The sequence below is a fragment of the Pseudomonas sp. 37 R 15 genome, assembly GCF_900004865.1.
In the GTDB taxonomy this organism is placed as follows: Bacteria; Pseudomonadota; Gammaproteobacteria; order Pseudomonadales; family Pseudomonadaceae; genus Aquipseudomonas; species Aquipseudomonas fluorescens_AM.
Genome location: NZ_CVTV01000046.1, coordinates 108,557 through 134,751, shown reverse-complemented (window position 1 = coordinate 134,751; position 26,195 = coordinate 108,557). Strand labels below are relative to the sequence as shown.

At 56.1% G+C, this 26,195-nt stretch carries 29 protein-coding genes and 1 tRNA gene; 10 read left to right on the top strand and 20 right to left on the bottom strand.

Going from position 1 to position 26,195, the window contains the following annotated elements; genetic code table 11:
• Positions 1-21: 21 nt before the first annotated feature.
• The 7 genes from hscB to trmJ form a co-directional block, all read right to left on the bottom strand.
• A complete protein-coding gene (hscB, locus tag BFQ04_RS13475; RefSeq protein WP_065892372.1) occupies positions 22-543 on the bottom strand; it encodes a co-chaperone HscB in 522 nt (173 codons plus the stop codon).
• 8 nt (positions 544-551) lie between these two features.
• On the bottom strand, positions 552-875 hold the full coding sequence (gene iscA, locus BFQ04_RS13470; protein ID WP_003175963.1) for an iron-sulfur cluster assembly protein IscA: 324 nt from the start codon (positions 873-875) through the stop codon (positions 552-554).
• A gap of 28 nt (positions 876-903) precedes the next feature.
• Complete coding sequence (iscU, locus tag BFQ04_RS13465) at positions 904-1,290, bottom strand: Fe-S cluster assembly scaffold IscU (RefSeq protein ID WP_003175965.1); 387 nt, start codon at positions 1,288-1,290, stop codon at positions 904-906.
• Positions 1,291-1,389: 99 nt separating this feature from the next.
• Entirely contained in the window at positions 1,390-2,604 is a 1,215-nt protein-coding gene (locus tag BFQ04_RS13460; protein ID WP_065951249.1) for an IscS subfamily cysteine desulfurase, read from the bottom strand.
• Between the two features lie 50 nt (positions 2,605-2,654).
• A complete protein-coding gene (gene iscR, locus BFQ04_RS13455) occupies positions 2,655-3,146 on the bottom strand; it encodes a Fe-S cluster assembly transcriptional regulator IscR (RefSeq protein ID WP_003194020.1) in 492 nt (163 codons plus the stop codon).
• A gap of 239 nt (positions 3,147-3,385) precedes the next feature.
• Complete coding sequence (gene cysE, locus BFQ04_RS13450) at positions 3,386-4,168, bottom strand: serine O-acetyltransferase (RefSeq protein WP_065951248.1); 783 nt, start codon at positions 4,166-4,168, stop codon at positions 3,386-3,388.
• A gap of 2 nt (positions 4,169-4,170) precedes the next feature.
• A complete protein-coding gene (gene trmJ, locus BFQ04_RS13445) occupies positions 4,171-4,941 on the bottom strand; it encodes a tRNA (cytosine(32)/uridine(32)-2'-O)-methyltransferase TrmJ (protein WP_065951247.1) in 771 nt (256 codons plus the stop codon).
• 145 nt (positions 4,942-5,086) lie between these two features.
• On the opposite strand from trmJ, the gene suhB reads away from it, so the two are divergent.
• A complete protein-coding gene (gene suhB / locus BFQ04_RS13440; protein ID WP_003175971.1) occupies positions 5,087-5,902 on the top strand; it encodes a type III secretion system regulator SuhB in 816 nt (271 codons plus the stop codon).
• Between the two features lie 219 nt (positions 5,903-6,121).
• On the opposite strand, the gene BFQ04_RS13435 is transcribed toward suhB, so the two are convergent.
• From BFQ04_RS13435 to queA, 6 genes are all read right to left on the bottom strand, one after another.
• Entirely contained in the window at positions 6,122-6,664 is a 543-nt protein-coding gene (locus BFQ04_RS13435; RefSeq protein WP_005791197.1) for a glycine zipper 2TM domain-containing protein, read from the bottom strand.
• A gap of 122 nt (positions 6,665-6,786) precedes the next feature.
• A complete protein-coding gene (secF, locus tag BFQ04_RS13430; RefSeq protein WP_065892375.1) occupies positions 6,787-7,701 on the bottom strand; it encodes a protein translocase subunit SecF in 915 nt (304 codons plus the stop codon).
• Between the two features lie 9 nt (positions 7,702-7,710).
• Positions 7,711-9,579, bottom strand: coding sequence for a protein translocase subunit SecD (gene secD, locus BFQ04_RS13425; RefSeq protein WP_065951246.1), 1,869 nt, complete (start codon positions 9,577-9,579; stop codon positions 7,711-7,713).
• A gap of 62 nt (positions 9,580-9,641) precedes the next feature.
• A complete protein-coding gene (gene yajC / locus BFQ04_RS13420; RefSeq protein WP_003175975.1) occupies positions 9,642-9,980 on the bottom strand; it encodes a preprotein translocase subunit YajC in 339 nt (112 codons plus the stop codon).
• Between the two features lie 43 nt (positions 9,981-10,023).
• The gene (gene tgt / locus BFQ04_RS13415; RefSeq protein ID WP_162303237.1) at positions 10,024-11,139 is read right to left on the bottom strand and encodes a tRNA guanosine(34) transglycosylase Tgt; all 1,116 of its coding nucleotides are present in this window, start codon (positions 11,137-11,139) and stop codon (positions 10,024-10,026) included.
• A 5-nt stretch (positions 11,140-11,144) separates the two neighbouring features.
• A complete protein-coding gene (queA, locus tag BFQ04_RS13410; protein WP_065951245.1) occupies positions 11,145-12,194 on the bottom strand; it encodes a tRNA preQ1(34) S-adenosylmethionine ribosyltransferase-isomerase QueA in 1,050 nt (349 codons plus the stop codon).
• Between the two features lie 108 nt (positions 12,195-12,302).
• Here queA and BFQ04_RS13405 point away from each other — a divergent pair.
• A tRNA-Leu gene (locus tag BFQ04_RS13405) sits at positions 12,303-12,387 on the top strand.
• A 165-nt stretch (positions 12,388-12,552) separates the two neighbouring features.
• Here BFQ04_RS13405 and BFQ04_RS13400 read toward each other — a convergent pair.
• Positions 12,553-12,861 carry a DUF3077 domain-containing protein gene (locus tag BFQ04_RS13400; protein WP_065951244.1) on the bottom strand — a complete coding sequence of 103 codons (309 nt, stop codon included), beginning with the start codon at positions 12,859-12,861 and terminating at the stop codon, positions 12,553-12,555.
• 541 nt (positions 12,862-13,402) lie between these two features.
• Between BFQ04_RS13400 and BFQ04_RS13395 the strand changes: the two genes are divergently transcribed.
• The 5 genes from BFQ04_RS13395 (at position 13,403) to BFQ04_RS13375 (ending at position 18,894) form a co-directional block, all read left to right on the top strand.
• Positions 13,403-14,671, top strand: a complete 1,269-nt coding sequence (locus BFQ04_RS13395; protein WP_065951243.1) for a HEPN domain-containing protein — start codon at positions 13,403-13,405, stop codon at positions 14,669-14,671.
• Positions 14,672-15,117: 446 nt separating this feature from the next.
• Positions 15,118-17,502, top strand: a complete 2,385-nt coding sequence (locus BFQ04_RS13390) for a PAS domain-containing protein (protein WP_065951347.1) — start codon at positions 15,118-15,120, stop codon at positions 17,500-17,502.
• 48 nt (positions 17,503-17,550) lie between these two features.
• Entirely contained in the window at positions 17,551-17,874 is a 324-nt protein-coding gene (locus BFQ04_RS13385) for a hypothetical protein (RefSeq protein WP_065951242.1), read from the top strand.
• 97 nt (positions 17,875-17,971) lie between these two features.
• Positions 17,972-18,346, top strand: coding sequence for a cupin domain-containing protein (locus tag BFQ04_RS13380; RefSeq protein WP_065951241.1), 375 nt, complete (start codon positions 17,972-17,974; stop codon positions 18,344-18,346).
• A gap of 77 nt (positions 18,347-18,423) precedes the next feature.
• Positions 18,424-18,894 (top strand): hypothetical protein, encoded by a 471-nt coding sequence (locus BFQ04_RS13375; RefSeq protein ID WP_065951240.1) that lies wholly within the window; start codon positions 18,424-18,426, stop codon positions 18,892-18,894.
• A gap of 2 nt (positions 18,895-18,896) precedes the next feature.
• Here the strand turns inward: BFQ04_RS13375 and BFQ04_RS13370 are convergent, their stop codons facing one another.
• Together BFQ04_RS13370 and BFQ04_RS13365 are read right to left on the bottom strand one after the other, a co-directional pair.
• Entirely contained in the window at positions 18,897-19,181 is a 285-nt protein-coding gene (locus BFQ04_RS13370; RefSeq protein WP_065951239.1) for a hypothetical protein, read from the bottom strand.
• A 30-nt stretch (positions 19,182-19,211) separates the two neighbouring features.
• The gene (locus BFQ04_RS13365; protein ID WP_065951238.1) at positions 19,212-20,108 is read right to left on the bottom strand and encodes a hypothetical protein; all 897 of its coding nucleotides are present in this window, start codon (positions 20,106-20,108) and stop codon (positions 19,212-19,214) included.
• A gap of 218 nt (positions 20,109-20,326) precedes the next feature.
• On the opposite strand from BFQ04_RS13365, the gene BFQ04_RS28615 reads away from it, so the two are divergent.
• Positions 20,327-20,656 (top strand): hypothetical protein, encoded by a 330-nt coding sequence (locus BFQ04_RS28615; protein ID WP_083217983.1) that lies wholly within the window; start codon positions 20,327-20,329, stop codon positions 20,654-20,656.
• On the opposite strand, the gene BFQ04_RS13360 is transcribed toward BFQ04_RS28615, so the two are convergent.
• Together BFQ04_RS13360 and BFQ04_RS13355 are read right to left on the bottom strand one after the other, a co-directional pair.
• Positions 20,567-21,265: a LysE/ArgO family amino acid transporter gene (locus tag BFQ04_RS13360; RefSeq protein WP_083217982.1), complete on the bottom strand. Its 699-nt coding sequence runs from the start codon at positions 21,263-21,265 to the stop codon at positions 20,567-20,569. The two genes, BFQ04_RS28615 and BFQ04_RS13360, sit on opposite strands and share 90 nt — an antisense overlap.
• A gap of 25 nt (positions 21,266-21,290) precedes the next feature.
• The gene (locus BFQ04_RS13355) at positions 21,291-22,097 is read right to left on the bottom strand and encodes a 2OG-Fe(II) oxygenase family protein (protein WP_065951237.1); all 807 of its coding nucleotides are present in this window, start codon (positions 22,095-22,097) and stop codon (positions 21,291-21,293) included.
• A gap of 230 nt (positions 22,098-22,327) precedes the next feature.
• Between BFQ04_RS13355 and BFQ04_RS13350 the strand changes: the two genes are divergently transcribed.
• Positions 22,328-23,020 (top strand): NBR1-Ig-like domain-containing protein, encoded by a 693-nt coding sequence (locus BFQ04_RS13350; RefSeq protein ID WP_065951236.1) that lies wholly within the window; start codon positions 22,328-22,330, stop codon positions 23,018-23,020.
• 1 nt (position 23,021) lies between these two features.
• Here BFQ04_RS13350 and BFQ04_RS13345 read toward each other — a convergent pair whose 3' ends face one another.
• A complete protein-coding gene (locus BFQ04_RS13345; protein ID WP_065951235.1) occupies positions 23,022-23,657 on the bottom strand; it encodes a LysE family translocator in 636 nt (211 codons plus the stop codon).
• Positions 23,658-23,815: 158 nt separating this feature from the next.
• On the opposite strand from BFQ04_RS13345, the gene BFQ04_RS13340 reads away from it, so the two are divergent.
• Positions 23,816-24,184: a PH domain-containing protein gene (locus BFQ04_RS13340; protein ID WP_065951234.1), complete on the top strand. Its 369-nt coding sequence runs from the start codon at positions 23,816-23,818 to the stop codon at positions 24,182-24,184.
• A gap of 82 nt (positions 24,185-24,266) precedes the next feature.
• Here the strand turns inward: BFQ04_RS13340 and BFQ04_RS13335 are convergent, their stop codons facing one another.
• Positions 24,267-26,015 carry a hypothetical protein gene (locus tag BFQ04_RS13335; RefSeq protein ID WP_065951233.1) on the bottom strand — a complete coding sequence of 583 codons (1,749 nt, stop codon included), beginning with the start codon at positions 26,013-26,015 and terminating at the stop codon, positions 24,267-24,269.
• Positions 26,016-26,195 lie beyond the last annotated feature (180 nt).

The following is a 26,195-nucleotide window of genomic DNA, read 5'->3' as shown; positions in this document are numbered from 1 at the left end:
CATCACGGGCAGCACACTGGGTTAATCGTCGAGGCGCTCTTCTAGCTGGCGCACTTCGTAGGTGAGCTTGTCGAGAAACTGCATGCGCCGCATCAGGCGTTCGGCCTGTTCGCGTTGCGCAGCATCATCCCAACAGGCTGCGAAGCTTTCGTTGAGCTCATCCTGGGCCGCTTTCAGACGACGCTTGAAGACCGCGACGCCAGCCACGTCGGCTTCGTCCTGCAAGTCTTCGAGTTCTTCGCGCCATTGCATCTGCTGCATCAGGAAGTCCGGGTCATGCACGGTGACTTCCATCGGCAACTCGCCGCCCTTCATCGCCAGTAGATAACGTGCGCGTTTCGGGGGGCTTTTGAGCGTCTGATAGGCTTCGTTGAGGCTGGCCGATTGCTCCAGCGCCAGGCGTTGCTCACGCTCGGAAGCATCGGCGAAGCGGTCCGGATGCACGCCACGCGCCAATTCTCGATAGCGCGTGGCAAGCTGCTCAAGATCCAGCCGAAAGCTCGGCTGCAGCTCGAATAAAGCGAAATGACAAGGAGTACCCACAAGAAGCCTCAGATGTTGAAGCTTTCGCCGCAGCCACATTCACCGCGTACGTTGGGGTTGTTGAACTTGAAGCCTTCGTTCAACCCTTCCTTGACGAAATCGAGCTCGGTGCCGTCCAGGTAGGTCAGGCTTTTGGGGTCGATGATCACTTTCTCGCCGTGACTTTCGAACACCTGGTCTTCCGCAACCACCTCGTCGACAAACTCCAGCACGTAGGCAAGGCCGGAACAGCCCGTGGTGCGAACACCCAGACGAATCCCCTCACCTTTACCGCGCCCATTCAGGGAGCGGCGAATGTGCTGCGCAGCCGCTTCTGTCATGCTGATAGCCATCGTTGACTCCTTACTCGTCGCCAAATACTTAGATCAAGCCTTTCTTCTGCTTGTAGTCGCGAACGGCCGCCTTGATGGCGTCCTCGGCGAGTACGGAGCAGTGAATTTTCACCGGCGGCAGGGCCAGCTCTTCGGCCAGCTGGGTGTTGCTGATGGTGACAGCCTCATCCAGGGTCTTGCCTTTCATCCATTCGGTCGCCAGGGAACTGGAGGCGATGGCCGAACCGCAGCCGTAGGTCTTGAACTTGGCGTCTTCGATAACGCCAGCGTCGTTGACCTTGATCTGCAGGCGCATCACATCGCCGCACGCCGGAGCGCCGACCATGCCAGTGCCGACATCAGGGTCTTCCGCGTTCATCTTGCCGACGTTGCGCGGGTTTTCGTAGTGGTCGATGACCTTTTCGCTGTAAGCCATGGTACTGAATCCTCACTCATCAGGGCCGCTCTGGAACCCTGTAGTAACGCCTGCGTTTTCCGCCACGTTGCTACAGAGCTGGGGTGGCGGCTTCTATATTTAGTGTGCCGCCCACTCGATCTTGGAAATGTCGACACCGTCTTTGTACATGTCCCACAGCGGCGACAGAACGCGCAGCTTGTTGACGGCTTCGCAGACTTTCTGCGCGGCGTAGTCGACTTGCTCTTCAGTGGTGAAGCGGCCGAAGGTAAAGCGAATCGAGCTGTGTGCCAGTTCGTCGTTGCGGCCCAGGGCACGCAATACGTACGAAGGCTCAAGGGACGCCGAGGTGCAGGCCGAACCGGACGAAACCGCCAGGTCCTTGAGCGCCATGATCAGCGACTCGCCTTCGACGTAGTTGAAGCTCAAATTCAGATTGTGCGGTACACGAGCGGTCATGCTGCCGTTGATGTACAGCTCTTCAAGGTTCTCGACCTGCTTGTAGAAGCGGTCGCTCAGGGCCTTGATGCGCACGTTTTCGGCAGCCATGTCTTCCTTGGCTACGCGGAAGGCTTCGCCCATGCCGACGATCTGGTGGGTCGCCAGGGTGCCCGAACGCATGCCGCGCTCGTGACCGCCGCCGTGCATGGTGGCTTCGATACGTACGCGCGGCTTGCGGCTTACGTAGAGGGCGCCGATGCCTTTGGGGCCGTAGGTCTTGTGGGCGGAGAACGACATCAGGTCGACTTTCAGCTTGGACAGGTCGATCTCGACCTTGCCGGTGGACTGAGCGGCGTCGACGTGCAGCAGGATGCCCTTGGAACGGGTCAGTTCGCCGATCGCTTCAATATCGTTGATCGTGCCGATTTCGTTGTTCACGTGGATCACGGAAACCAGGATGGTGTCTTCACGCAGCGCCGCTTCGATCATGGCCGGAGTGACGATACCGTCTGTGGTCGGCTCGAGGTAGGTGACCTCGAAACCTTCACGTTCCAGTTGGCGCATGGTGTCGAGGACAGCCTTGTGCTCAATCTTGGTGGTGATCAGGTGCTTGCCTTTGGTCGCGTAGAAATGCGCCGCGCCCTTGATTGCCAGGTTGTCGGACTCGGTGGCACCGGAGGTCCAGACGATTTCGCGCGGGTCGGCGCCCACCAGGTCGGCGACCTGACGACGAGCGTTCTCGACCGCTTCCTCGGCTTTCCAGCCGAACACGTGGGAACGGGAGGCCGGGTTGCCGAAGTTTCCGTCAACCAGCAGGCATTCACTCATCTTTTGCGCGACACGCGGATCAACCGGGGTGGTCGCTGAGTAATCAAGGTAAATCGGCAATTTCATGGACTTTCTCCTAAATCAGGCTGGCTGGCGTGCCGTTAGCTCTGCGGCTGTCACTCGACGGCGGACGCTTCGATCTTGTCCAGACGCGGCGCCTTGGTGTTGCAACGGCGCTGGTCCTGACGCTGGGCTACTTCTTGCACCTCACGGCGAGTCACAAGATCAGCCAAGCTGATACCACTCAAAAACTCATGGATCTGCAGGCTCAAGTCACACCACAAGTGGTGCGTCAGGCAGGTGTCGCCGGCGTGGCAATCACCCAGGCCCTGGCATTTGGTCGCATCGACGGATTCGTTGACCGCGTCGATCACCTGGGCTACCTGGATGCCCTGCATATCGCGGGACAATTGATAGCCGCCACCTGGCCCTCTCACGCTGGAAACCAGGTTGCTGCGGCGCAATTTGGCGAACAGCTGCTCGAGGTAGGACAGGGAAATGCCTTGGCGCTCGGAGATATCGGCCAGGGACACCGGCCCAGTTTGCGCGTGCAAAGCCAGGTCAAGCATGGCAGTCACTGCGTATCGGCCTTTTGTAGTCAGTCTCATGGACAAGGTACCAAGGTGTTTCAGAATGGGAGCAAGTATGCGATTCCCGAGTATTTAAGTCAACTATAAGACCTAGTACTTTAGTCAGGATTACCCGTAAAAAGGGCGCGCGAATCATAGCAGGCTGGGCCGGGGTCGAACAGCGGCACCGGACAACCAGCGATGCCAGGCACAACAAAGGTCAAATGTGGGAGGGGGCTTGCCCCCTCCCACAGGGGATCTCTGGTGATTCCGAGATCTCAGCTTGCCTTGGTAGCGGCTTCGTCCTTGATCTCGGCGAAGTCCTCTTCGCGCAGCTCAGGAAGATCCTTCGCACAGTACGGGCTGCCCAAGTCCTTCAGTGCGCCACACATGCCCTCCAGCTTGCCATCCACCGCTTGCAGGTGATCAAGCAATTGGCCAATGGCACGCGCCACCGGGTCAGGCATGTCTTCGCTGACGCCATAGGCATCGAAGCCGATCTTCTCGGCCATGGCCTTGCGCTTGGCCTCCTGCTCGTCGCCGACTTCCGGCTTGACGATGATCCGACCAGGAATACCCACCACCGTCGCGCCGGGCGGCACTGCCTTGGTGACCACGGCATTGGAGCCGACTTTGGCGCCGGCGCCCACAGTGAACGGACCAAGCACCTTGGCACCTGCGCCCACCACCACGCCGTCGCCCAGCGTCGGGTGGCGCTTGCCTTTATTCCAGGTGGTACCGCCCAGGGTGACCCCCTGATAGAGCGTCACGTCATCGCCAATCTCGGCGGTCTCACCAATCACGATGCCCATGCCATGGTCGATAAAGAAGCGACGACCGACCTTGGCGCCCGGGTGAATTTCGATCCCGGTCAGCCAGCGCCCGAAGTTCGACACCAGCCGTGCCAGCCATTTCCACCCCATGCCCCACAAGGCGCCGGACAGGCGGTGAATCCAGATCGCGTGCATGCCCGGGTAGCAGGTCAGCACTTCAAAGGCGTTGCGCGCCGCCGGGTCCCGGTGGAAAACACTCTGGATATCTTCTCGCAAACGCTCGAACATCTTTAATCCTTCCGCTTAAGGAGCTCGCCACGGGCCGCTTTCTGGGTTTCCGTGAGGATGCCACGCAATATATTCATTTCCGCCCGGCTGACCGAGCTGCGTCCATAAAGGCGGCGCAGGCGCGCCATCAAGTGCCGTGGTTTTTCAGGATCGAGGAACTCGATGGCCACCAGGGTGTGCTCCAGGTGCTCATAGAACCGCTCCAGCTCGTCCATTGTGGCCAGCTCGCCACTTTTGGTCGACGCCACTTCGTCCTTCTCCATCTTGCTCGGCTGGCCTTCAGCCGCCAGCCAGGCCATGCGCACTTCGTAAGTCAGCACCTGCACCGCCGCACCCAGGTTCAGCGAACTGAACTCAGGGTCTGATGGAATGTGCACGTGGTAATGACATCGCTGCAGCTCTTCATTGGTCAGGCCGGAGTCTTCACGGCCAAATACCAGGGCGATTTCTGCGCCACCGGCCGCCTCTTCCACCACTTTGGTGCCGCACTCACGCGGGTCCAGCAGCGGCCAGGGAATGCGGCGGTCGCGGGCACTGGTGCCGAGCACCAGATTGCAGCCGACCAGGGCGTCTTCCAGGGTGGCGACAACCTGGGCGTTTTCCAGGATGTCATTGGCGCCCGATGCGCGGGCATCGGCCTCATGGTGCGGAAACACACGTGGCTCGACCAGCACCAGCCGCGTCAGCCCCATGTTTTTCATGGCTCGCGCCACCCCACCGATGTTGCCGGGATGACTGGTATTGACCAAAACGACACGGATGTTTTGCAGCAAGGGAGGCGCTCTCGGACACGGGAAAGGGGAGCAAATCTTACAGAAGCGCCCAGGGTTATGCCACGAAAGCTAACGTCGCCCTTCACCTGAAGAAAGTTTCTGCTAAACTGCCCGGCTTTCTTTAACAACCTTAGGTGACCTATCCATGCAGCCCATGCTGAATATCGCGCTGCGCGCCGCCCGCAGCGCCAGTGAATTGATCTTCCGCTCTATCGAGCGCCTGGATACCATCAAGGTCGACGAAAAAGACGCCAAGGATTATGTATCCGAGGTGGATCGCGCCGCCGAACAGAAAATCATCGACGCCCTGCGCAAGGCCTACCCTACCCACGGCATCCTCGGTGAAGAAACCGGCCTGCATAAAGGTAGCGGCGAAGGCGAAGACTACCTGTGGATCATCGACCCACTGGATGGCACCACCAACTTCCTGCGCGGCATCCCGCACTTTGCCGTGAGCATCGCGTGCAAATACCGTGGCCGCCTGGAACACGCTGTTGTTCTGGACCCGGTCCGCCAGGAAGAATTCACCGCCAGCCGTGGCCGTGGTGCCCAACTGAACGGTCGTCGCCTGCGTGTCAGCGGCCGCACCAGCCTGGACGGCGCCCTGCTGGGCACCGGCTTCCCGTTCCGTGACGACCAGATGGACAACCTGGAAAACTACCTGGGCATGTTCCGCGCCCTGGTTGGCCAGACTGCAGGCATCCGTCGCGCTGGCGCAGCGAGCCTGGACCTGGCCTACGTGGCCGCCGGTCGTTTTGACGCATTCTGGGAGTCGGGCCTGTCCGAGTGGGACATGGCTGCGGGCGCCCTGCTGATTCAGGAAGCTGGCGGCCTGGTGAGCGACTTTACCGGCGGGCACGACTTCCTGGAGAAAGGCCACGTGGTTGCCGGCAACACCAAATGCTTCAAGGCAGTGCTGACGGCGATCCAGCCGCATCTGCCGGCTTCGCTGAAGCGTTAAGCGAGCGAGCACAAAAAAGCACCCCGAGGGGTGCTTTTTTTATGCCTGGGATTGAGCCAGCCCCAGCCATCAGCAGCAATACAGATCAAATGTGGGAGGGGCTTGCCCCCGATTGCAGTGGGTCAGCAAATAACCAGCTGACTGATCCACCGCTATCGGGGGCAAGCCCCCTCCCACATTTTGAACTGCACAGGTTTTGAATCTGTTCCAAGCCTGGGATCACTGCTGGTTCTGGCCCAGGATCAGACGCCCTTCCTTGTCCACTGGAATCTGGCCGCCTGGATCACGCTCCATACGCACAGTACCTTCCTTGCCATCCAGGTTGTAACGCACGTCATAGCCAACAACCTTGTCGCTGATGTCGTTCACGGTGTTACAGCGAGTCTGGGTAGTGGTGTAGGTATCGCGGTTCTGCATACCTTCCTGAACCTTGTTACCCGCGTAACCGCCACCGACCGCGCCGGCAACCGTTGCCAGCTTCTTGCCGTTCCCGCCACCGATCTGGTTGCCGAGCAGGCCGCCTGCCAGGGCGCCTACGACGGTACCGGCGATTTGATGCTGATCCTGCACCGGACGCTGCCGGGTCACGGTGACGTCCTTGCAGACCTCACGCGGGGTTTTGATCTGGGTTTTTACCGGCTGTACCGCCAGTACTTGCGCATACTCAGGGCCGCTTTTTACCAGGCTGTAGGTGGCAACAGCGCCCCCGGCAGTCACACCGACAGCACCCAATACCGCACCAACCAGCAACGACTTGTTCACGTTGAACCTCCTGACCATCACAAGCGGACCGAAAGATCCGCGCTATACCCAGCCTTGGAGCCAAAAAAAAGGCACGAGTTCAATCTCGTGCCTTTCTTGCACCGCCGATCAACAAACGCCCATCAAGGACGGTCGTCGACCTCCTTGCCAGTGCTGGCCGGAGGAATCAGGTCTTCGCTGTTGAGGTTCAGCCAGATCAGTACCACGTTGGCGATATAGATCGACGAGTAGGTACCGGCCAGAACGCCGATGAACAGCGCCAGGGAGAAGCCCCACAGGTTGTCGCCACCGAAGATCATCAGCGCCGCGATCGCCAGCAAAGTGGAGATCGACGTCGCCATGGTCCGCAGCAGGGTCTGGGTGGTGGAGATGTTGATGTTCTCGATCAACGTGGCCTTGCGCAGTACACGGAAGTTCTCACGAACCCGGTCGAATACCACGATGGTGTCGTTGAGCGAGTAACCAATGATCGCCAGCACAGCCGCCAATACGGTCAGATCGAACGTGATCTGGAAGTACGCCAGGATACCCACGGTCACGATCACGTCGTGGATCAGCGACACGATGGCGCCGACCCCGAATTTCCACTGAAAGCGGAACGCCAGGTAGATCATGATGCCGACCAGCGCCATCAGCATGCCGAGGCCGCCCTGGTCGCGCAGTTCTTCACCCACTTGCGGGCCGACGAACTCGACGCGCTTGACCGAGGCCGGGTTGTCGCCGCCGACCTTCTGCAAGGCCTCGGCCACCTGGTGGCCCAGTTGCGGGTCTTCGCCAGGCATGCGCACCAGCAGGTCGGTAGTGGCGCCGAAGCTCTGCACCACCGCCTCGTGATAGCCGGCCTTGACCAGCTCGTCACGCACCAGGGTGACGTCGGCCGGCTTCTCGTAGGTCAGCTCGATGAGCGTACCGCCGGTAAAGTCCAGACCGTAGTTCAGGCCCTTATGGAACCAGCTGAACAACGCCAGAACGGTAAGGAGCACGGTGACGCCGAACGCAACGTTGCGAACGCCCATGAAGTTGATTGTACGTAACATGGCAGCCCCTTAAATCCACAACTTCTTGAAGTCACGCCCGCCAAAGATCAGGTTGACCATTGCGCGGGTCACCATGATGGCCGTGAACATCGAGGTAAAGATACCGAGGGACATGGTCACCGCAAAACCTTTGACCGGGCCGGTGCCCATGGCAAAGAGAATCCCGCCGACCAGCAAGGTGGTCAGGTTGGAGTCGAGAATCGCGGTAAATGCCCGGCCGAAGCCTTCGTTGATTGCACGCTGTACGGTCATGCCCGCCGCGATCTCTTCACGGATCCGCGAGAAGATCAGCACGTTGGCGTCCACCGCCATACCCATGGTGAGGACGATACCGGCGATACCCGGTAGGGTCAGCGTGGCACCCAGCAGCGACATCAGCGCCAGCAGCATGACCATGTTACCCGCCAGGGCCACGGTGGCGATCACGCCGAAGAAGCGATAGATGGCGATGATGAACAGCGACACGAACAACATGCCCCACAGCGCCGCATCGACACCCTTGGTAATGTTGTCGGCACCCAGGCTCGGGCCGATGGTGCGTTCTTCAGCGAAGTACATCGGCGCCGCCAGGCCACCGGCACGCAGCAGCAGGGCCAGTTCCGAAGATTCGCCCTGGCCGTTCAGGCCAGTGATGCGGAATTGCGCACCCAGCGGCGACTGGATGGTCGCCAGGCTGATGATCTTCTTCTCTTCCTTGAAGGTCTGTACCGGCACGTCTTTCTCGACGCCGTTGACCATCTGCTTGGTGTAGGTGGTAACCGGGCGCTGCTCGATGAAGATCACCGCCATGCTGCGACCGACGTTGCTGCGCGTGGCGCGGCTCATCAGCTCGCCGCCGTGGCCATCCAGGCGGATGTTCACTTCAGGCGTGCCGTGCTCGCCGAAACCGGCCTTGGCATCGGTGACCTGGTCACCGGTGATGATCAGGCCACGCTCGATCAGGGCTGGAGGACGGTTGCCTTCACGGAACTCGAACTCTTCGGAAGTCGCACGGGTAGCACCCGGCTCAGCCGCGAGGCGGAATTCCAGGTTGGCGGTTTTACCCAGGATACGCTTGGCTTCAGCGGTGTCCTGCACGCCCGGCAGTTCAACCACGATGCGGTTGGCGCCCTGGCGCTGCACGATCGGCTCGGCCACACCCAGTTCGTTGACGCGGTTACGCACCGTGGTCAAGTTCTGCTTGATGGAGTATTCGCGGATTTCCGCGATCTTGGCCGGGCTCATCGCCAGACGCAGCACCGCCTGACCATTGAGGTCGGCCGGTACGATGTCGAAATCATTGAAGCTCTTGCGGATCAGCGTACGAGCCTGTTCGCGGGACGCTTCGTCAGCAAAACCCAGCTGGATGGCACCGTTGAGCTGCGGCAGGCTGCGATACCGCAGCTTCTCTTTGCGCAGCAGGCTCTTGACGTCGCCTTCATACACTTTCAGGCGTGCGTCGAGGGCTTTGTCCATGTCGACTTCCAGCAGGAAGTGCACACCACCGGACAAGTCCAGACCCAGCTTCATCGGGTGCGCGCCAATGTTGCGCAGCCATTGTGGCGTGGTCTGTGCCAGGTTCAGCGCGACAACATAGTCGTCACCCATGACCTTGCGTACGACGTCCTTGGCCGGCAATTGGTCTTCTTGCTTGGTCAGGCGCAACAAGCCGCCTTTGGAACCAGCTGCCAAGGTTGCCGCTTTAACCTGGATGCCCGCGTCAGTCAGCGCTTTGCTCGCGCGTTCCAGATCAGCCTGATTGACCTGCAGCGAAGTGCTGGCGCCAGAGATCTGGATCGCCGGGTCATCAGGATAGAGATTGGGAGCGGAATAAATAAAACCGATCGCCAGCACCGCCAGGATCAGTACGTATTTCCACAGAGGGTATTTGTTCAGCATCACGCCGCCCGCTTATAACGCGGGGCGCCTTGCGCGCCCCGTCGATTGGTAAAGGTTGTTACTCAGATCGCTTTGAGCGTGCCTTTTGGCAGCGTGGCGGCGATGGCGCCCTTCTGGAACTTCATTTCGACGGTGTCGGAGACTTCCAGAACCACGAAAGCATCGGAAACCTTGGTGATCTTGCCGGCGATACCGCCAGTGGTCACGACTTCGTCGCCTTTCTGCAGGCTGCCCAGCAGGTTCTTCTGCTCTTTGGCGCGCTTGGCCTGTGGACGCCAGATCATCAGGTAGAAGATGACCAGGAAGCCGACCAGGAAAATCCACTCGAAACCACCGCCCATCGGGCCGGCAGCAGCAGGCGCGGCGGCGTCAGCCATGGCGTTAGAGATAAAAAAGCTCATTTAGCACTCCAGTTGCAAATAGTGAATCTTAGGGTCGGGAAACTCAGTCCAAGGGCGGCACAGGGAGCCCGCGCTTGGCATAGAAGGCATCGACGAAGGCGGCCAATGTACCCTGTTGAATAGCCTCGCGCAAACCAGCCATCAGGACTTGGTAGTGACGCAAATTGTGGATGGTATTCAACATGCTACCCAGCATTTCCCCGCACTTGTCCAGATGGTGCAGATAAGCACGAGAGAAGTTCTGGCAGGTGTAGCAATCGCAGGTTGGATCGAGCGGCGAATCATCATGGCGATGGAACGCGTTACGGATCTTCAGCACGCCTGTATCGATGAACAGATGCCCATTGCGGGCATTACGGGTTGGCATCACGCAATCGAACATGTCCACACCGCGGCGCACACCCTCTACGAGATCTTCCGGTTTGCCAACGCCCATAAGGTAACGAGGTTTTTCTGCGGGCATCAGGCCCGGCAGGTAATCGAGCACCTTGATCATCTCGTGCTTGGGCTCGCCCACCGACAAACCGCCGATGGCCAGGCCGTCGAAGCCGATCTTGTCCAGACCTTCCAGCGAGCGCTTGCGCAGGCTTTCATGCATGCCGCCCTGGACGATGCCGAACAGCGCCGCGGTGTTGTCACCGTGGGCATTCTTCGAACGCTGGGCCCAACGCAGGGACAGTTCCATGGAGATGCGCGCCACGTCTTCGTCAGCCGGGTACGGCGTGCACTCGTCAAAAATCATCACGATGTCCGAGCCCAGGTCGCGCTGCACCTGCATCGACTCTTCCGGGCCCATGAACACTTTGGAGCCGTCCACCGGCGAGGCGAAGGTCACGCCCTCCTCCTTGATCTTGCGCATGGCGCCCAGGCTGAACACCTGGAAACCACCGGAGTCGGTGAGGATCGGGCCTTGCCACTTCATGAAGTCATGCAGGTCGCCGTGCTTCTTGATCACTTCCGTGCCCGGGCGCAGCCACAGGTGGAAGGTGTTGCCGAGGATGATCTCGGCGCCGGTGGCGACGATGTCACGGGGCAGCATGCCCTTGACGGTGCCGTAGGTGCCGACCGGCATGAACGCCGGGGTCTCCACGGTGCCGCGCGGGAAAGTCAGGCGACCACGACGGGCCTTGCCGTCGGTGGCCAGCAGTTCAAACGACATACGACTCATAAGTTGTCCTCAGGGCCGCGCGGCGCCGGGTTACGGGTGATGAACATCGCATCACCGTAGCTGAAAAAGCGGTACTCGTTGGCAATGGCCGCTTGATAAGCGGCCATGGTTTCCGGGTAACCGGCAAAGGCCGACACCAGCATCAACAGCGTGGATTCCGGCAAATGAAAGTTGGTGACCAGGCAATCGACCACATGAAACGGCCGGCCCGGGAAAATAAAGATATCGGTGTCGCCACTGAACGGCTTGAGCACACCATCGCGCGCCGCGCTTTCAAGCGAGCGCACGCTGGTGGTGCCCACCGCCACCACCCGCCCGCCGCGCGCCTTGCACGCGTTAACCGCATCCACCACGTCCTGGCCGACTTCCAGCCATTCGCTGTGCATATGATGGTCTTCGATGTTCTCCACACGCACCGGCTGAAACGTCCCGGCCCCCACGTGCAGGGTCACATAGGCGGTTTCGACGCCCTTGGCGGCAATCGCATCCAGCAGCATCTGGTCGAAATGCAGCCCTGCTGTCGGCGCCGCAACGGCACCGAGGCGCTGCGAGTACACCGTCTGATAGCGCTCGCGGTCCGCGTCTTCGTCGGGGCGGTCTATATAAGGAGGCAACGGCATATGGCCGACACGCTCCAGCAGCGGCAACACCTCTTCGGCAAACCTGAGCTCGAACAACGCATCATGGCGCGCGACCATCTCGGCCTCGCCACCGCCATCAATCAGGATGCTCGACCCCGGTTTCGGCGACTTGCTGGAGCGCACATGGGCCAGCACGCGATGGCTGTCCAGCACCCGCTCCACCAGAATTTCCAGCTTGCCGCCGGAAGCTTTCTGGCCAAACAGCCGCGCCGGAATCACCCGGGTATTGTTGAACACCATCAAATCGCCCGGGCGCAAATGCTCAAGCAAATCAGTGAATTGACGGTGTGCGAGGGCACCGCTCGGCCCGTCCAGGGTCAGCAGTCGACTGGCGCGACGCTCGGCCAAAGGGTGGCGAGCGATCAGCGAATCAGGGAGCTCAAAAGTAAAGTCAGCAACGCGCATGATGGGGTTCGTCTAGCAGGGCCGGGAAGTCTAGCGGAAATAGTCAAAATTGACCATGAAACGTGATTGACCAACGGTAATCACCTCTCTATACTTCGCCGCCATTGAGCCCTGATGGCGGAATTGGTAGACGCGGCGGATTCAAAATCCGTTTTCGAAAGAAGTGGGAGTTCGATTCTCCCTCGGGGCACCATCTTAAAAAAAGACCTTGAAATTCAAGGTCTTTTTTTTCGTCTGTAGAAAAGTGGCCGACAGCTGATTCATTGCTTGTCGCCCATTACCGACCTGAAACACGATCCAAATGTGGAAGCTGGCTTGCCTGCGATTGCGCCAGCCCCAACACCCTCAAACCACCTGCCTACACCCCAACCGAATCCCCCTCCTCCGTCACCCCGTTCGGCAACATCCCATTCGCCAAATCATCCACCACCGCCTTCGCCATCTCCCCCAAATAATGTGCTGCCCAGGCATAGCGATCTGCGCTGTTATCCATCGCTGCATCCAATGCCAGCATTTTTGAACAGTGCAGAAGCTCGGAGGCATGCTGCAGGGCATCGCGGATGGGGACGCCGGAATTGACGCGGAAAAGGCGGTGGAGGTTGGGCTGTTTGCCGCAGGTGGAAAAGGTGATGACGCCGAGGGTTTTGTTGAGAGGTGGGTTGATCATTGGGCACCTCCCAGGTGGGTGGAGGTACAGAGTGGGAAATTGCGAGGGTACGACCTGTCAGAAACGCTCATGGCTTTAGCTCCTAATGTCGAGAAGCTGCCACATTCGTTATCAGGCGAAAGGGTGGCAGCTGTGCGCAGGCTGATAAACCGGGACAATAGGAACCCGGCAGGCCCGAAGGCCTCCCGCACACAGCCGCCATAACACGGATGTGCGGACGCAAAAAAAGCGTCGGCATTGTGCTGGAGACGCTTGAGCGCCTATTGTTCCACGGGTTATCAGGCCCGGTCACTGAATTTGCAGTGACTGCGGGAAGGTAGCTCAGAAGCGCGCGGTTCTAAAAGCTCGGATCTGTGGCGAAAAGTTTCCGATAGACAGGCTGAGGTTAACAGTTCAAACAAAATCGTATCTGCCCCCACTGCGCCTTAACCGATACTCCGACGACATGCCGCACCCCGCCAAAAACAGTCGTTCGATGGTCGATGACGTGGCGACACCAAAACGCTACCATCGCCGATGTCGCCTTAACGAAGAAATGGTAATGGAAAACCTAAAAGTCGAGTACCTTGCAATAGTTAATTCTAAGGAAGGTTTTTGCAACTCAATATCTGCATTCAACAATTTGCTTCAATCGTATAGCAGTATCGAGATAAAAGCCAAAGGACTAGTGTTCGACGGAGTAAAGTTTGACTATGATGTTCAGCAAGGAGAAATACAAAACAATAGCCATATTTTTTTTCACGTGCGCTTGGGCTGCCAAAACAAAACTGAGATAGCAGTATTTTTGTCATTATTAAAATCTATAAGGACAATTTTGGCCAAAGCGGCCGAAAGACCTGTCGAAGTTTTATGGGACGATATTAGCAGCAGTCTTTCTACAGCTGCTTATCCCGTGATACATGAAATTGAAAACATGATGCGCAAGCTTATTACAAAATTTATGCTTACGAAGATTGGTTTGGGATGGACGAAAGAGGCCGTACCGAGAGAAGTTTCGGAATCCATAAAAACGAAGAAGAATGCCACAGGAAACAACTATCTTTTTGAAACAGACTTCATTCAGCTTTCGGACTTTCTATTCAAACCTTATTCAACAGCCAGCTCTTCTAAACTTATGGAGAAAGTTCGTTCGGCAGTCTCGGCCAGCGAGATTAATATTGACGAACTAAAAGAACTTGTCCCAACCTCAAATTGGGAAAGATATTTTCAGCCGATCGTCAGCTGTAAGAGCGAATATTTGCAAACACGCTGGGCCAAGTTGTACGAGCTGAGATGTCTTGTGGCGCACAATAACTTTATTGGCCACGATGACTTTGAGCATATACTAAAAATATCAGGAGAGGTTAAGGACAAACTTAGCGAAGCATTAACCAAGCTTGACAGCATCTATATGTCACCCGAGCAGAAAGAAGAAGTTGCAGAAAATATTGCAACTACGGTAAATAGCACGCACGCAGAGCTCATTGCTATTTGGATTTCAATTCAGCAGTTACTCATCGAAATCGCGATGAATGCACTACATCACGAACAAGCTCGAAAGCTAATAAAAAATAAAACCTCGACCAGGCTCATCGTTGACAAGCTTGTAGATGAAGGAATTATAACTTCCACACTAGCTCAAGAGTTAGTAAAACTACAATTATCACGCGACATCATCGTACACAACGTTGATGCCGAACTTAATGGCTCTGTCTTAAACACCGCAGATCGAATCAAACATGATTTAATTGAAACCCTTGAAAGCTTTGATAAAACTTCATCACTACCACTCACTGACTCGTTGCCCGAAATTAATGATTTGGATGGGTAGAGTTTTTATTCAAACTGATCTCTTCTTTTTAAACCAGGCTTAAAAATGGCAATCAATGGTCAGGTCAGCCCGCCCCCCCAAAAAACCAGATGTAAAACCGGGGTCAAACCACGATTATTTCAAATGTAATCTGCCCCTGATTCCAGTTCGGGTCGGCAACAACAACTGAGAGTTGCCGCTCGCGCCCGGCAGCAACCGGCCAGAAACGCTCACTCGGCGACCTCATGAATCCTGGGACGATTCACTTCACGCATTACGTTGAACACAGCACCAGAGCCTGACTCCAAAACCGACCGAAGGCACCTCCAGTTTTTTTTATAGATGGCTGTGCAGCGGGCATGAATGACATCATGCCTGCTCTATTCTCGCAGCGTATTGGCCACCTTTTGGCCGAGGGAGCTTTCAAGTACATGGTTTCGTTTGACCTCCCTGCCGGTGGCGGAGATATGGGGCGCCTCATACGCGAAACGGATTGGTCTGCAACCCCTCTGGGGGCCAGAGAATCTTGGCCTATGGCGCTCAAAAGTTCACTCAGTCTGATGCTGAACTCCCCCGACAGCATGTACCTCGTGTGGGGAGACACGTTACAACTGTTCTTCAATGACGCTTACCTCATCAATCTCCCGTGCGCGCCAGAAGTTGCCTTAGGCGCGCCGATTCATTTGATTTGGGGCCAAGCATGGGAGCAAGTACGCACCATTGCGCAAAGCGCGCTTCAGGGGCAGGCAAGCCGCTTTGAAAACCATCCGATTACACTTGTTCGGGAGGGGGTGACCGAGCTGACTTTCTGGTCATTCTCGTTTTCGCCACTGCATGGGGATACTGGAAAGCCTGAAGGAATGTTCTGCCTTGTCCACGAAACCACGACGCAGGTTCACGGAGCGCTGAAACTGGAGGAGAACGAGGCATTCACCGACCGTGTTCTCGCGAGCATAAACGACTGCATCAAGGTACTGGATCTGGACGCCCGCCTGACGTTCATGAGCGAGTTGGGTAAAGAGATCATGGAAGTCAGTGATTTCAATGAAATACGGGGCTGTCCATGGCCTGACTTCTGGCAGGATCAGGGAAACTTGGATGCCAAGGCTGCGGTGCAATCTGCTCGCGAAGGTAAGAGTGCCAGCTTTATGGGATCTGCTTTCACCATGGGCGGGACGCTGAAATGGTGGCACGTTCAAGTCAGTCCTATTTTTGGCTCGGATGGGAAACCCGAAAAAATCCTTAGCGTTTCTCGCGACATGACAGCCCTGCGTGATGCCCAAAATGCATTGGCCAAACTCAACGAGTCGTTGGAGCAGCAAGTTGTCGAGAAAACCCAGGACCGAGATCGAATTTGGCGGCTTTCCGCAGACCTCATGCTGGTCGCTCATTTCGATGGGAAAATCTCGGCGGTCAACCCTGCGTGGAGTAAAACGCTGGGATGGCCTGAAGAACATCTCATAAATAGCCAATTTCTTGACTTCGTTCACCCTGATGACTTGGAGCGGACGATTGATGCGATGACCGATCTGAAACGAGGGGAGCATTTCCCTACTTTCAAGAATCGCTACCGGCATTCGGATAACTCATATCGCACCATCTCCTGGACGGCTGTGCCGGATAAAGACTTTATCCACGCTGTTGGCCGGGATACTCAAGCGGAGGAAGATGCCAACGAGGCATTGAAGCGTTCAGAGGAGGCGCTGCGGCAATCGCAGAAGCTGGAAGCTATTGGGCAGCTCACGGGTGGTGTCGCCCACGATTTCAATAATCTACTGACGGTTATCAAGTCCTGTACAGATCTTCTCAGCAGCCCAGTCCTATCAGAAGATCGCCGCGATAAATACATCAAAGCGATTTCAAGTACGGTAGAGCGCGCGGCGCGGTTGACCAGCCAGTTGTTGGCATTTGCACGACGACAAAAGCTGCAACCGGAAATCTTTAACGCTGGCGAGAGTGTTGTGCGAATAGGCGAAATGATGGACACGCTCACTGGGTCACGGATCAGTGTGACCATCGATATCTGTGATGAGCCGTGTTTTATCAATGCCGATTTAAGCCAGTTCGAGACCGCGCTGGTAAACATGCTCGTTAACGCTCGGGACGCAATGGGCGGTGTTGGGGAGCTTTCAATCAGCGTTAATACGAATACATCGCTCCCCGCAGTACGCTCACACCCCGAACGTCCTGGAAATTTCGTGACGGTTTCTATATCCGATACCGGCACGGGAATTTCTGCAGACAAATTAGAGCGCATCTTTGAGCCGTTCTATACGACCAAAGGTGTGGGGCAAGGCACCGGACTCGGTCTGTCTCAAGTCTTCGGGTTTGCAAAGCAATCAGGCGGAGAGGTCCTGGTCAGTAGCTGTGAGGGTGTTGGCAGCACGTTTACTCTGTATCTGCCACGGGTCGAGGCATTCGTGCAAAAGACCATTGATGCCGCACCTGCAGTTACGGAGTGCGGCGAGGGATATGCGGTGCTGGTTGTAGAGGACAATGAAGATATCGGGACTTTCACTTCTGCTACTCTGCAGCAGCTGGGTTATACCGTCCATTGGGTACCTGGCGCGCGGGAGGCGCTTACCGCGCTCTCAACTAACCCGGAAAATTTTCATGTCGTCTTCTCAGATATCACGATGCCCGGCATGAGCGGGATCGAGTTGTTCGAACGTATCGAAGTACTTTATCCATGGTTGCCAGTGGTCCTCACCACAGGCTACAGCTCCGAGTTCGCCAAAATTGAAGCGGGTGGTCAGCGGTTCGAGCTATTGCAGAAACCTTATTCAATCGAATCGCTTTCCAGCTTGCTTGCCAACGTGGTAAAGCGCAGGGCTTCACTGCGATCGAAATAAATTTCGATTGCGTCCAACGGCCTTTCGACAAAGTGAAATAGGAAAATCATGGCACTCATCGCCACCTGTGTTGTTTCCCTATTTTTTTGGACTGTTGTTTCAGCAGTCACGGGGACTAAAGAGCCATGGGACCTGGCTAATTATTGGACCCTCATCTACCCCGCCGCGCTTGCTCTGTCGGTGATTCTTGGAGCCCTGCAAAAAAGCGCCCAGTGGTCCGCAGGTGCCGTCGTAATGCTTGCTCAGATCCCAGTGATGTTGGTCACCTCAGGTGCTTCCCCGTTGCTGGGTGTCGGCATCCTGTATGCGGCTTTTCTCTCGATTCCGGCGATGGCGCTATCTTGGCTCGCGGGCAAATTGCGGCAGGCTTGAATTCGGAACAGCGCAATGACGCCTATTGCATGATCGTTCAAGCCCTGCGCCATTCTTCTGGCTAACCTGACTGTCCTCACCTACCCGAGTATCCGTCATGGCTCAGCCTCCCGCCGCCCCCATAAACCTCACCCAAAAAGCCGCCCTCATCGACCAACAATGGAGCCCGCGCGTCGTCGCCGAGATGAACGACTACCAATTCAAAGTGGTACGCATCGAGGGCGAATTCATCTGGCACGCCCATCCCGAAACCGACGAGGCATTCTTGGTGCTGGAAGGCACGCTGCGTATCGACCTGCCAGACGGCCCGGTCTATGTGGCGCCAGGCGAACTGTATGTGGTCCCTCGTGGCGTAGTGCACCGCACGGCCGCCGAAGGCGAAGCCAAGCTGATGATGATTGAGCCTAAGGGCATTTTAAACACTGGCCATGAAGGTGGGGACCGTACCGCCTTGAATGATCAGTGGATTTGAACACTGCCTTTGGGTCTGGACACGATTATCATCAATGCACCGCAATGACACCGTCTTCATACCCAACGTTGAAACTTATGAATAAAAGCCAATGGCAAGCCCTGAAGCTCAGGCTCAAAAAGTACCTGGCGATTATCGCCGCGCTCTGCCTTGCGGGGTTTCTCATTTATGCCTATGTGCACAAACCCGAGCTTCCCCCCCAAATAGTCCTGAAGCAAAACTTCATACCGGGGGAATGGCTTTATATCGTCGAGGAAGCCAGGGACCGTTCGGAGCCCAAGACGCTGAAGTTCTATATGGATTACCGTGAATCGACAGACGCAACCATGAAGGTGTACCTCGGCAAAACCCCGCCGTTCCTGGTCTCGGACACCGACTTGCAAGACGTGGTCATCCAGCGCGTCGCCAACGGCCTGCACATCAAACTCAAGGGCGCCGTCAGCCGTTATCGCAGCGATCTTTACCTGAGGGATGGCGACACTTACACCACGTATCGCATAAGCCTCGAACAAGTCGAAACCCGACCGCCCTTGCCGAGCGGTCGGTAAGCTTATTTCAACAGGGCGATCAGCGCGCACACCAGCGTGATCGCCAGCGCCGGCCATTGCATGGGCATGAAAAAGAAGTGATGACGCACGCCGTCGGCGTGAACCTTTCGATTCAATACAAAGCCCAGCACAACGTTGATCGCCGAGCCAATCCCGAACCCCATCAACACTTGCGTAAGCGACGTATTGCCAGGCTTGACGCTCGGATCCGGCCACAGCCACATCACCAGCAGCACCATCGCCACAGGTGTAAACAAGGTGAGCCAGCCTGCACCGCGATAGATCATCGTTCAGTCCTCATCCTTAACGCTGCCGGCTCACGCCAGCTCGCGGGTTTGTTCTTCGACCGCCAATACCGCATCGAGGGTGTTGAGGAACAGGTCGTGGCTCAGGATGCCGGTGGCGATGGTGGACAATATGGCGTTGCCACTCTCGTCCTTGATCACCACTTTTTCGGTCCAGGCATTGAGGTCCACGGTGCGCAGCGAAGACATCGGCACTGTGCGGCCCTGGTATTGCAGGAATGCGCGGCTGACCACAATCGGCGAGGTGGTGATGTTCAGGAAGTTGCCGCTCATGCGCTTACCCCAGAGCTGCCCCGAGCTGATGCAGTTGAACGTCACCGACCCACCCGTTTCCAGCGTCGCGATCACCACCGGCATGCGCGCGCGTACATGCAGCTCGCGCACCAACTGCTGGAACTGGTAAAAGCCCTTGAGGGTTTCAATCACTCGGTGAAACGGCTCCGACGCGTTACGACGATAGGCCAGGTTGGTGATCATGCCGGTCATCACGGTTTGCCCGGAGCCGAACAGGTACAGGTCTTCAATGTCAGCGAAGGCGGTGTAGTCGCGCTGGTCGTTGATGAAGCGCTCGATGCCGTGCTCATACACGTTGTAACGCGGCGCACGCAGTTTTCTGTGCCAGGCGTAACCGGCAAACACGCCCAACGCAAGAACGGTGAGCAAGGCGCTGGTGAAGTAGATTAGGGTTTGGGGGCTGCTGAAGCTGAATGACAGGCCGCGCGACGTCTGGCCGACGACGGGGCCGTGACTGCCCGCCGGCAGGATGGTGCCCAGGTACAGCACAAACACCGCGAGCCCCAGCAACGCGACGCCAAATATCAAACTGAAGATCAGGAAACCCTTGCCGTGGCGAAAACTGGCGATCAGTTCGCCGGTGGCGGATGGCGTTTGGGTGGGGGATGACTGCATGAGTGTTTGCATCCTTGTAGTGGGTTAGGTCTTGCACCCTATCCTTCTGGCGACCGGGTGCACTTGGCACGCCGAGTTGGAGCATGGCTAATTAATATCGTTCCTTGGGCAGCCGACACTACGGCTGCGCAAGCCAACCGGTTCACACTATTGGGTCTTTTTTTTCCCGCGCAGAACAGTGATCATCGCCCTCCCCCAAAACCGCAGGAACCCAAACCATGGAATTGACGCTGGAAGCGGTTGCGCTCTTTGCCCTGAAGCTGGTGCACGAGACGGACGGCGGCAGCCCGGTTTTGCGCGATGATCCGGTGATGGAGGCGTACGACCGCGAGGTGTTTGGGTTGTTGGTGCGCCAGGGGGATTTGGCGGGGATTCGGTTGAAGCTTGATGAGTGCATTGCCCAAGCATTGATTGCCTTAGGCGGTACCGACACCGTACTGGGGCGAGAACTGCAAAAACTATCCGCTGATGTTCAAGGCGTCTCTCACCTTGATGAAATGTCCTTGCCACTCAGCGCTCTTAAGGACTACCTCAAAGACATCCAGTGAATCGACGATCAGCATACTGGCCAAATACACCATCAAGATCGCGACACCCGCGTCCAACCAACGCCAGACGGCCGGCGTTCGAAACAACCCCGTCAACCGCTGACAGCCCAGCGCCAGCGCCACGAACCATATAAGCGATGCCGTCATGGCGCCCGTGGCAAACAGTGCTTGCTGACTTGCCGGTTTCGCAGCACCAATGGAACCGATCAGCACGACCGTATCAAGCCATGCGTAGGGGTTGGCGAACCCTAGCACTACTGCCGTGCGCAACAATCCCCGTTGCGAGTTCCCGCCTTGGGTGTCCGGCATCGATCGATCACGCAGGCAGGCCAACAGGCGCTGAGCACCGAACCAGAGCAAGTACGCCGCGCCGGAAAGTAGCAACAGCGCCACCAGTATTGGCCGACTCTCTAAAAGCGAACCTAACCCAGTGATGCCCAGAGTGATCAGCAGGACATCGGCCAATATGCAAATCGCAACCACGCCCCAGACGGGACCACGGCTGACACCTTGGCGGATGACCAAGGTGTCTTTGGGGCCGGGGGCGGCGAACAGACCCATACCTAAAAGCAAGCCTTCGAGGTAGAGCGCACTGAAGTAGGGAGCCATGGAGTGTCCATGCCAGAGGGGATAGTTATAAGAGTTGAATAGGTTGATTACCGAAGCCGGTGTGGCGGGCGTTTACGGAACGACTCAAATCGATTCTCTGCCTGCGGAAAAAGCTGGTCAGCATTTGCTCCGGATTCGGGTTGACAAAATAGATCAACGAGCTTCTGCCCACCGGCTTTTGAGGTGCGAGGACCGCGTGATAAGCCGCAGGAATGGCGTGGTCAGACAGCTCAGTCAGTAAAGATCCCGCTAGCACCGCAATCTCATTCTCCAAAAGACGCACCGGCTCAAGCGAGCGCCCCCTCACCAACACCAGCCCTTCGCGGCTCGGTTTGATAAGCGACAGCATGTGCCCATCTTCATGGGGGTCCTGGGCGAACCGCCGTTCAATGCTTGCATTCTGCGCACGATAAACACACAACTGCACGTAGGACGCCGAGCGAAAAGGGGCAAGTGGAGATACACCAAACTCGCTGCAAATACCGTCCATCAACTCTTGAGCCAACTCGCTGACCTGGCGCTCAAAAATTTCCACAGCTGCAAAAAAATCGCTGCGAGTGAATTCAAAACCTTTTCTTTTCGACGCATGCGCCTGCCAATAACAGAATCGCTCACAGAGGTCAGGATGTTCCTCAACACTTGAGTATTCGGCACCGAATGGGAAAAAACCGTCAGTGTCCTGGCTGAAAGAAAATGACGCTTTGGTGGCATGGGATATTGCTGAGTATCCATCAACAATTTGTTTGTAGTCCTGCAGCATGGCTTCAGGTAATTGCAAAGTGCCGAAACCTGATCGAGCAATGGAAGCGCAGCACGTCTTTAATTGAGTCATCGCTATATCCAAAGGTAGATGTAAAGGAATGCAACAAACACTAGGTTCGCAAGCATGCGAGAAACTACGACACTGGATATAGCCAACCAGAAAGCGACCAATCCATGTCCTTCACAACATCACCAGCAGGTCGCAAGTGTGCATTGCGTATTACCCGCGACGGCGGTCAGGTTGTCTTTTTTGGCGAACAACGTGTGGGCCTTTCCAAGCACTAGGGATAGCAATCGAACATGAGCATACGAACTCGCGACACCCTCCGCTCCCTCGTTGTACGACGCAGTCGAGAGCTGGGCAAATCCATGACCACCTTGGCCAAGGAAGCCGCAATCTCCAGAACCTATCTGTACGGCTTGGCCAGCGGCGTATCTCAAGATCCCTCGGTTCGCACCCTGATCAAACTCGCCAAGGCACTCCAGGTTTCACCGCTGCTACTGTTTCGCTATTTTGCCGACCTGGCTGGCGCACCCGTCGATGCTTATTCAACTGCAGCCACGAACCGCGCCGTCGGCCTAGGCGACCCCGGCGACATCGCTGTATTCAATGCAGACGTCACCACCCCCGATCAAACAGTGGTAATGCCCAGTGAGATTTTCCATAAGACCTGGGAGATCCAGAACCTCGGCACACGTCCATGGCGTGGACGAAGACTGGTGCGCGTTGACGGTGAATACGTCATCGCACGGCGCACCGCCATAGGCGCGCCATTGGAAGTCGTCATGGACACGCACCTGCGCAGCCTCAACAACGAAATCCTCATCGCAGAAACACTCCCTGGGCAACCCGTGCATATCACGGTGGAATTCGCCGCGCCCAAGGAAACCTGCGCAGTCACTTCCATCTGGCGGATCGAGGATGAACATGGGCAACCTTGCTACGGCCCTGAGTTCATCTTGCATGTAATCGTAAACGTGATGGCGCGCTGAGCTACTTACGCCCTTCCACCACCATCCGCACCGCCAACCCCATCAACACCGACCCCATCAGCCAGCGCTGCACCACCTGCCACCCCGGCCGGGTGACGAAAAACACGGCGATAGACCCCGCCAGGGTGGCAATCACTGCGTTCACGCTCACGCTGATAAAAATCTGCGTAAAGCCCAGCACCAGGGATTGCATCAGCACACTGCCATGGCCATTCGGGTCGATGAACTGGGGCAGCAACGACAGATACATCACCGCCACCTTGGGGTTCAGCAGGTTGGTCACCAGGCCCATGGTGAACAATTTGCGCGGGCTGTCCTGGGGCAGGCTTTGCACCTGAAACGGCGAACGGCCACCCGGCTTGACCGCCTGCCAGGCCAGATAGGCCAGGTACAGCGCCCCGCCAAAGCGCAGCGCATCGTAGGCGAAGGGCACCGCCATCACCAACGCGGTAATACCCAAGGCGGCGCACAGCATATAAACCAGAAACCCCAGCGCCACGCCGCCCAGGGAGATAAACCCGGCGGTGCGCCCCTGGCAGATCGACCGGGAAATAAGGTAAATCATGTTCGGGCCGGGCGTCAGCACCATGCCCAGTGATATCAGCGCATAGGCAAGCCAGCTGGACAGTTCGGGCATGGTGGGGCTCCCTGGACGGTTGTTCTGTCGACGCGAAACATCTGCTCAACGTTGTAGAGTTGGACACCATGGTAGGGCGTTCAAAATGCGCGCGTTAGATACAGATCCGTGATCAAAACGTCATACACCGATCGCACCATTCACCCGAGGGCAGGCACATGATCGACTTCAACAACAAAGGCTTCTTCAAGCTCAAACAGAACAACGAATACGCCGAACGCGTGGCTTCATTGCTGCTCGACGGCGAAGAAGTGGTGGACGCGTACAAGGCCATGCGCGACGGCGTCGTGTTCACCACCAAGCGCATCATCGCGGTGAACGTGCAGGGGATTACCGGCAGCAAGAAGGACTTCACGTCGCTGCCGTACAAGAACATCGTGGCATATTCGGTGGAAACGTCGGGGACGTTCGACCTGGATTCGGAGTTGGAGATTTACTTTTCGTCGCTGGGGAAGGTGAAGTTTGAATTTACCGGGAAGACTTCGATTGTGGAGATTTCACGGTTGATTTCAAAGCACTTACTCTGAAAAATTCGAAAGGGTTGGTGGCGCGAACGCTGATCAATACTTATAGCATGGTCATACGTCCACGTCACCGCAGCGATTACCTTCACAATAGCTTGCAGATCACATCAAGGTCATCAAAAGCAAAGCTAACGTAGGCCCTTCGATAAATATCGTAGTGCTCCCTCATTTGCTTTCCGCTTTGCGAATCATTGAAATAAGCTTCTACCATCTCCTGCGGCCGGTGCAAACGTGGTTTGCTAATGACCCGTTCCTCTGCGATGTTTCGGTTTTTACGAATCTGTACCCGCCCACCCTGTAAAATATTCCTGAGCAAGTTCCACTCGTAGAAAAAAATCCCATCAAGCTCATAGAAATTCAAGAAAGGGACGTTATGCAATAGTATGAAGTGGGTATTATCCGGGCGAGCGCCGGCCAATCCATGTTGACTGAGCTTGCGCCTGATACTATCGTCAGAAAGGTTATCTTTCAGAACGCCTAATTGCTGAATAAAACCCTTACGAAAGTTCGCATTTAGAAACAACTCGCACTGCTCGGAAAGATAGGTAGGAATTTCCGACAGCTGATGCTTAACCTGCACGAAATAATAAATATCCTCATCTACATCTTGAATAATCAGATCAACATCATACCCCTTGATTTTCGCATTATTACCTGGTTTGAACTCCTCATAAATTTTCAGGCGAGGGTCATTGAGACTGCGAATATAATTTAAAACATAGTCTTTTTCGAAGCCAACACCCAGTAGATGGCCAAAGTCAGGGCCCTTCTGATTAACCAGCACCTCACCGAGCAGATACCTGACAAATTTTCTCAGCCCGTACTTGAAATTCAGCGCGCCCCTTAGATACATGCCGCCCTTGTACTCAACAAAACTGCTGGCCGAATCAAGCGTCGGTAATCGTCCAGCGAGGGCGCTATTAATCATATCCACCGTTGCCGGGCTGACGATACTTCTCATGTACTCCTCGCGGGTCGAGCGTTCACCTGACATCGCACGTAGCTCAAGGTGAATTGCAAAATCAACAACCTCTCGCAAATATTGATACTTAGGATGGTTCGTCATGGTCGGTGACAGGTAGTTCGAATGTATGGACAGACACTTATCCAACGTTTGATCCACCAACAGCTTGCGTAATTCTGGTGTCAGACGACCTCGTTCATGCAGCATAGGTACAATGTCATGCCGACTTAAAATATCACCGATATTAGAATTAGCTTCAGTGACCTCCGCAAGCCAGTAAGCCTTTAATCGCACCTGTAGCTTGGCGGTAGGCACTATCTTTAGCGTTTTCCCGTGCAGCTTGGCGCTCAAGAGCCCATGACCTATCAGAAAATACACTTCACTCAGGTAGTAACCCAACCACAACCTTTCATTCGCCAAGATCGATAAGTTGTGCACTGCACGAAGCTCAAGATTCTCGGAAATTCTATTACAGGTATATTCAAGCGCCGCCCAGGCATAAGATTTACTAAAGGCAGCGAGCATTTCATTTTGCGATGCCGACGTAGCATCACACGGTAAAAATACAATTCTGAAATATCGATACAACTCATCAGTAAAACGATGCACCGTGTCCTGATTGAGCGGCACATGATCTTCAAAAATTAATTGAGGCAGAGAGTTTTCAGCCTTCTCCAAATTATTCCTAATTTTCTCCCATAGCAACGCCTGTACCTGCTCGGCACTGATAAACCTGCGCAGCATCGTAAACTTGTAAAGCATTCGCGCATGCCATTTCAGGCTTTTGCCTGCGGGCGGAAGGGGCGATGTAAACTTCATGGGATTCTGCAAAAAGGCGAGCAGTTGCGGATCAACATTTTCATAAATCATCGTCGAACATCCTATTCAATATTACTGTCCGGATTCATATATCCACCTTGCTAATTATCAGGCAACCGAGAGAAGGCTTTTTTCATCGGATCCTAACAAAACCAGAACCGTCCTACCTCTTCATCAGCCTCCCCCGGCAGCCACCCCCTACATCCCGCCCCCTCATGCCCGCCGTGGCTT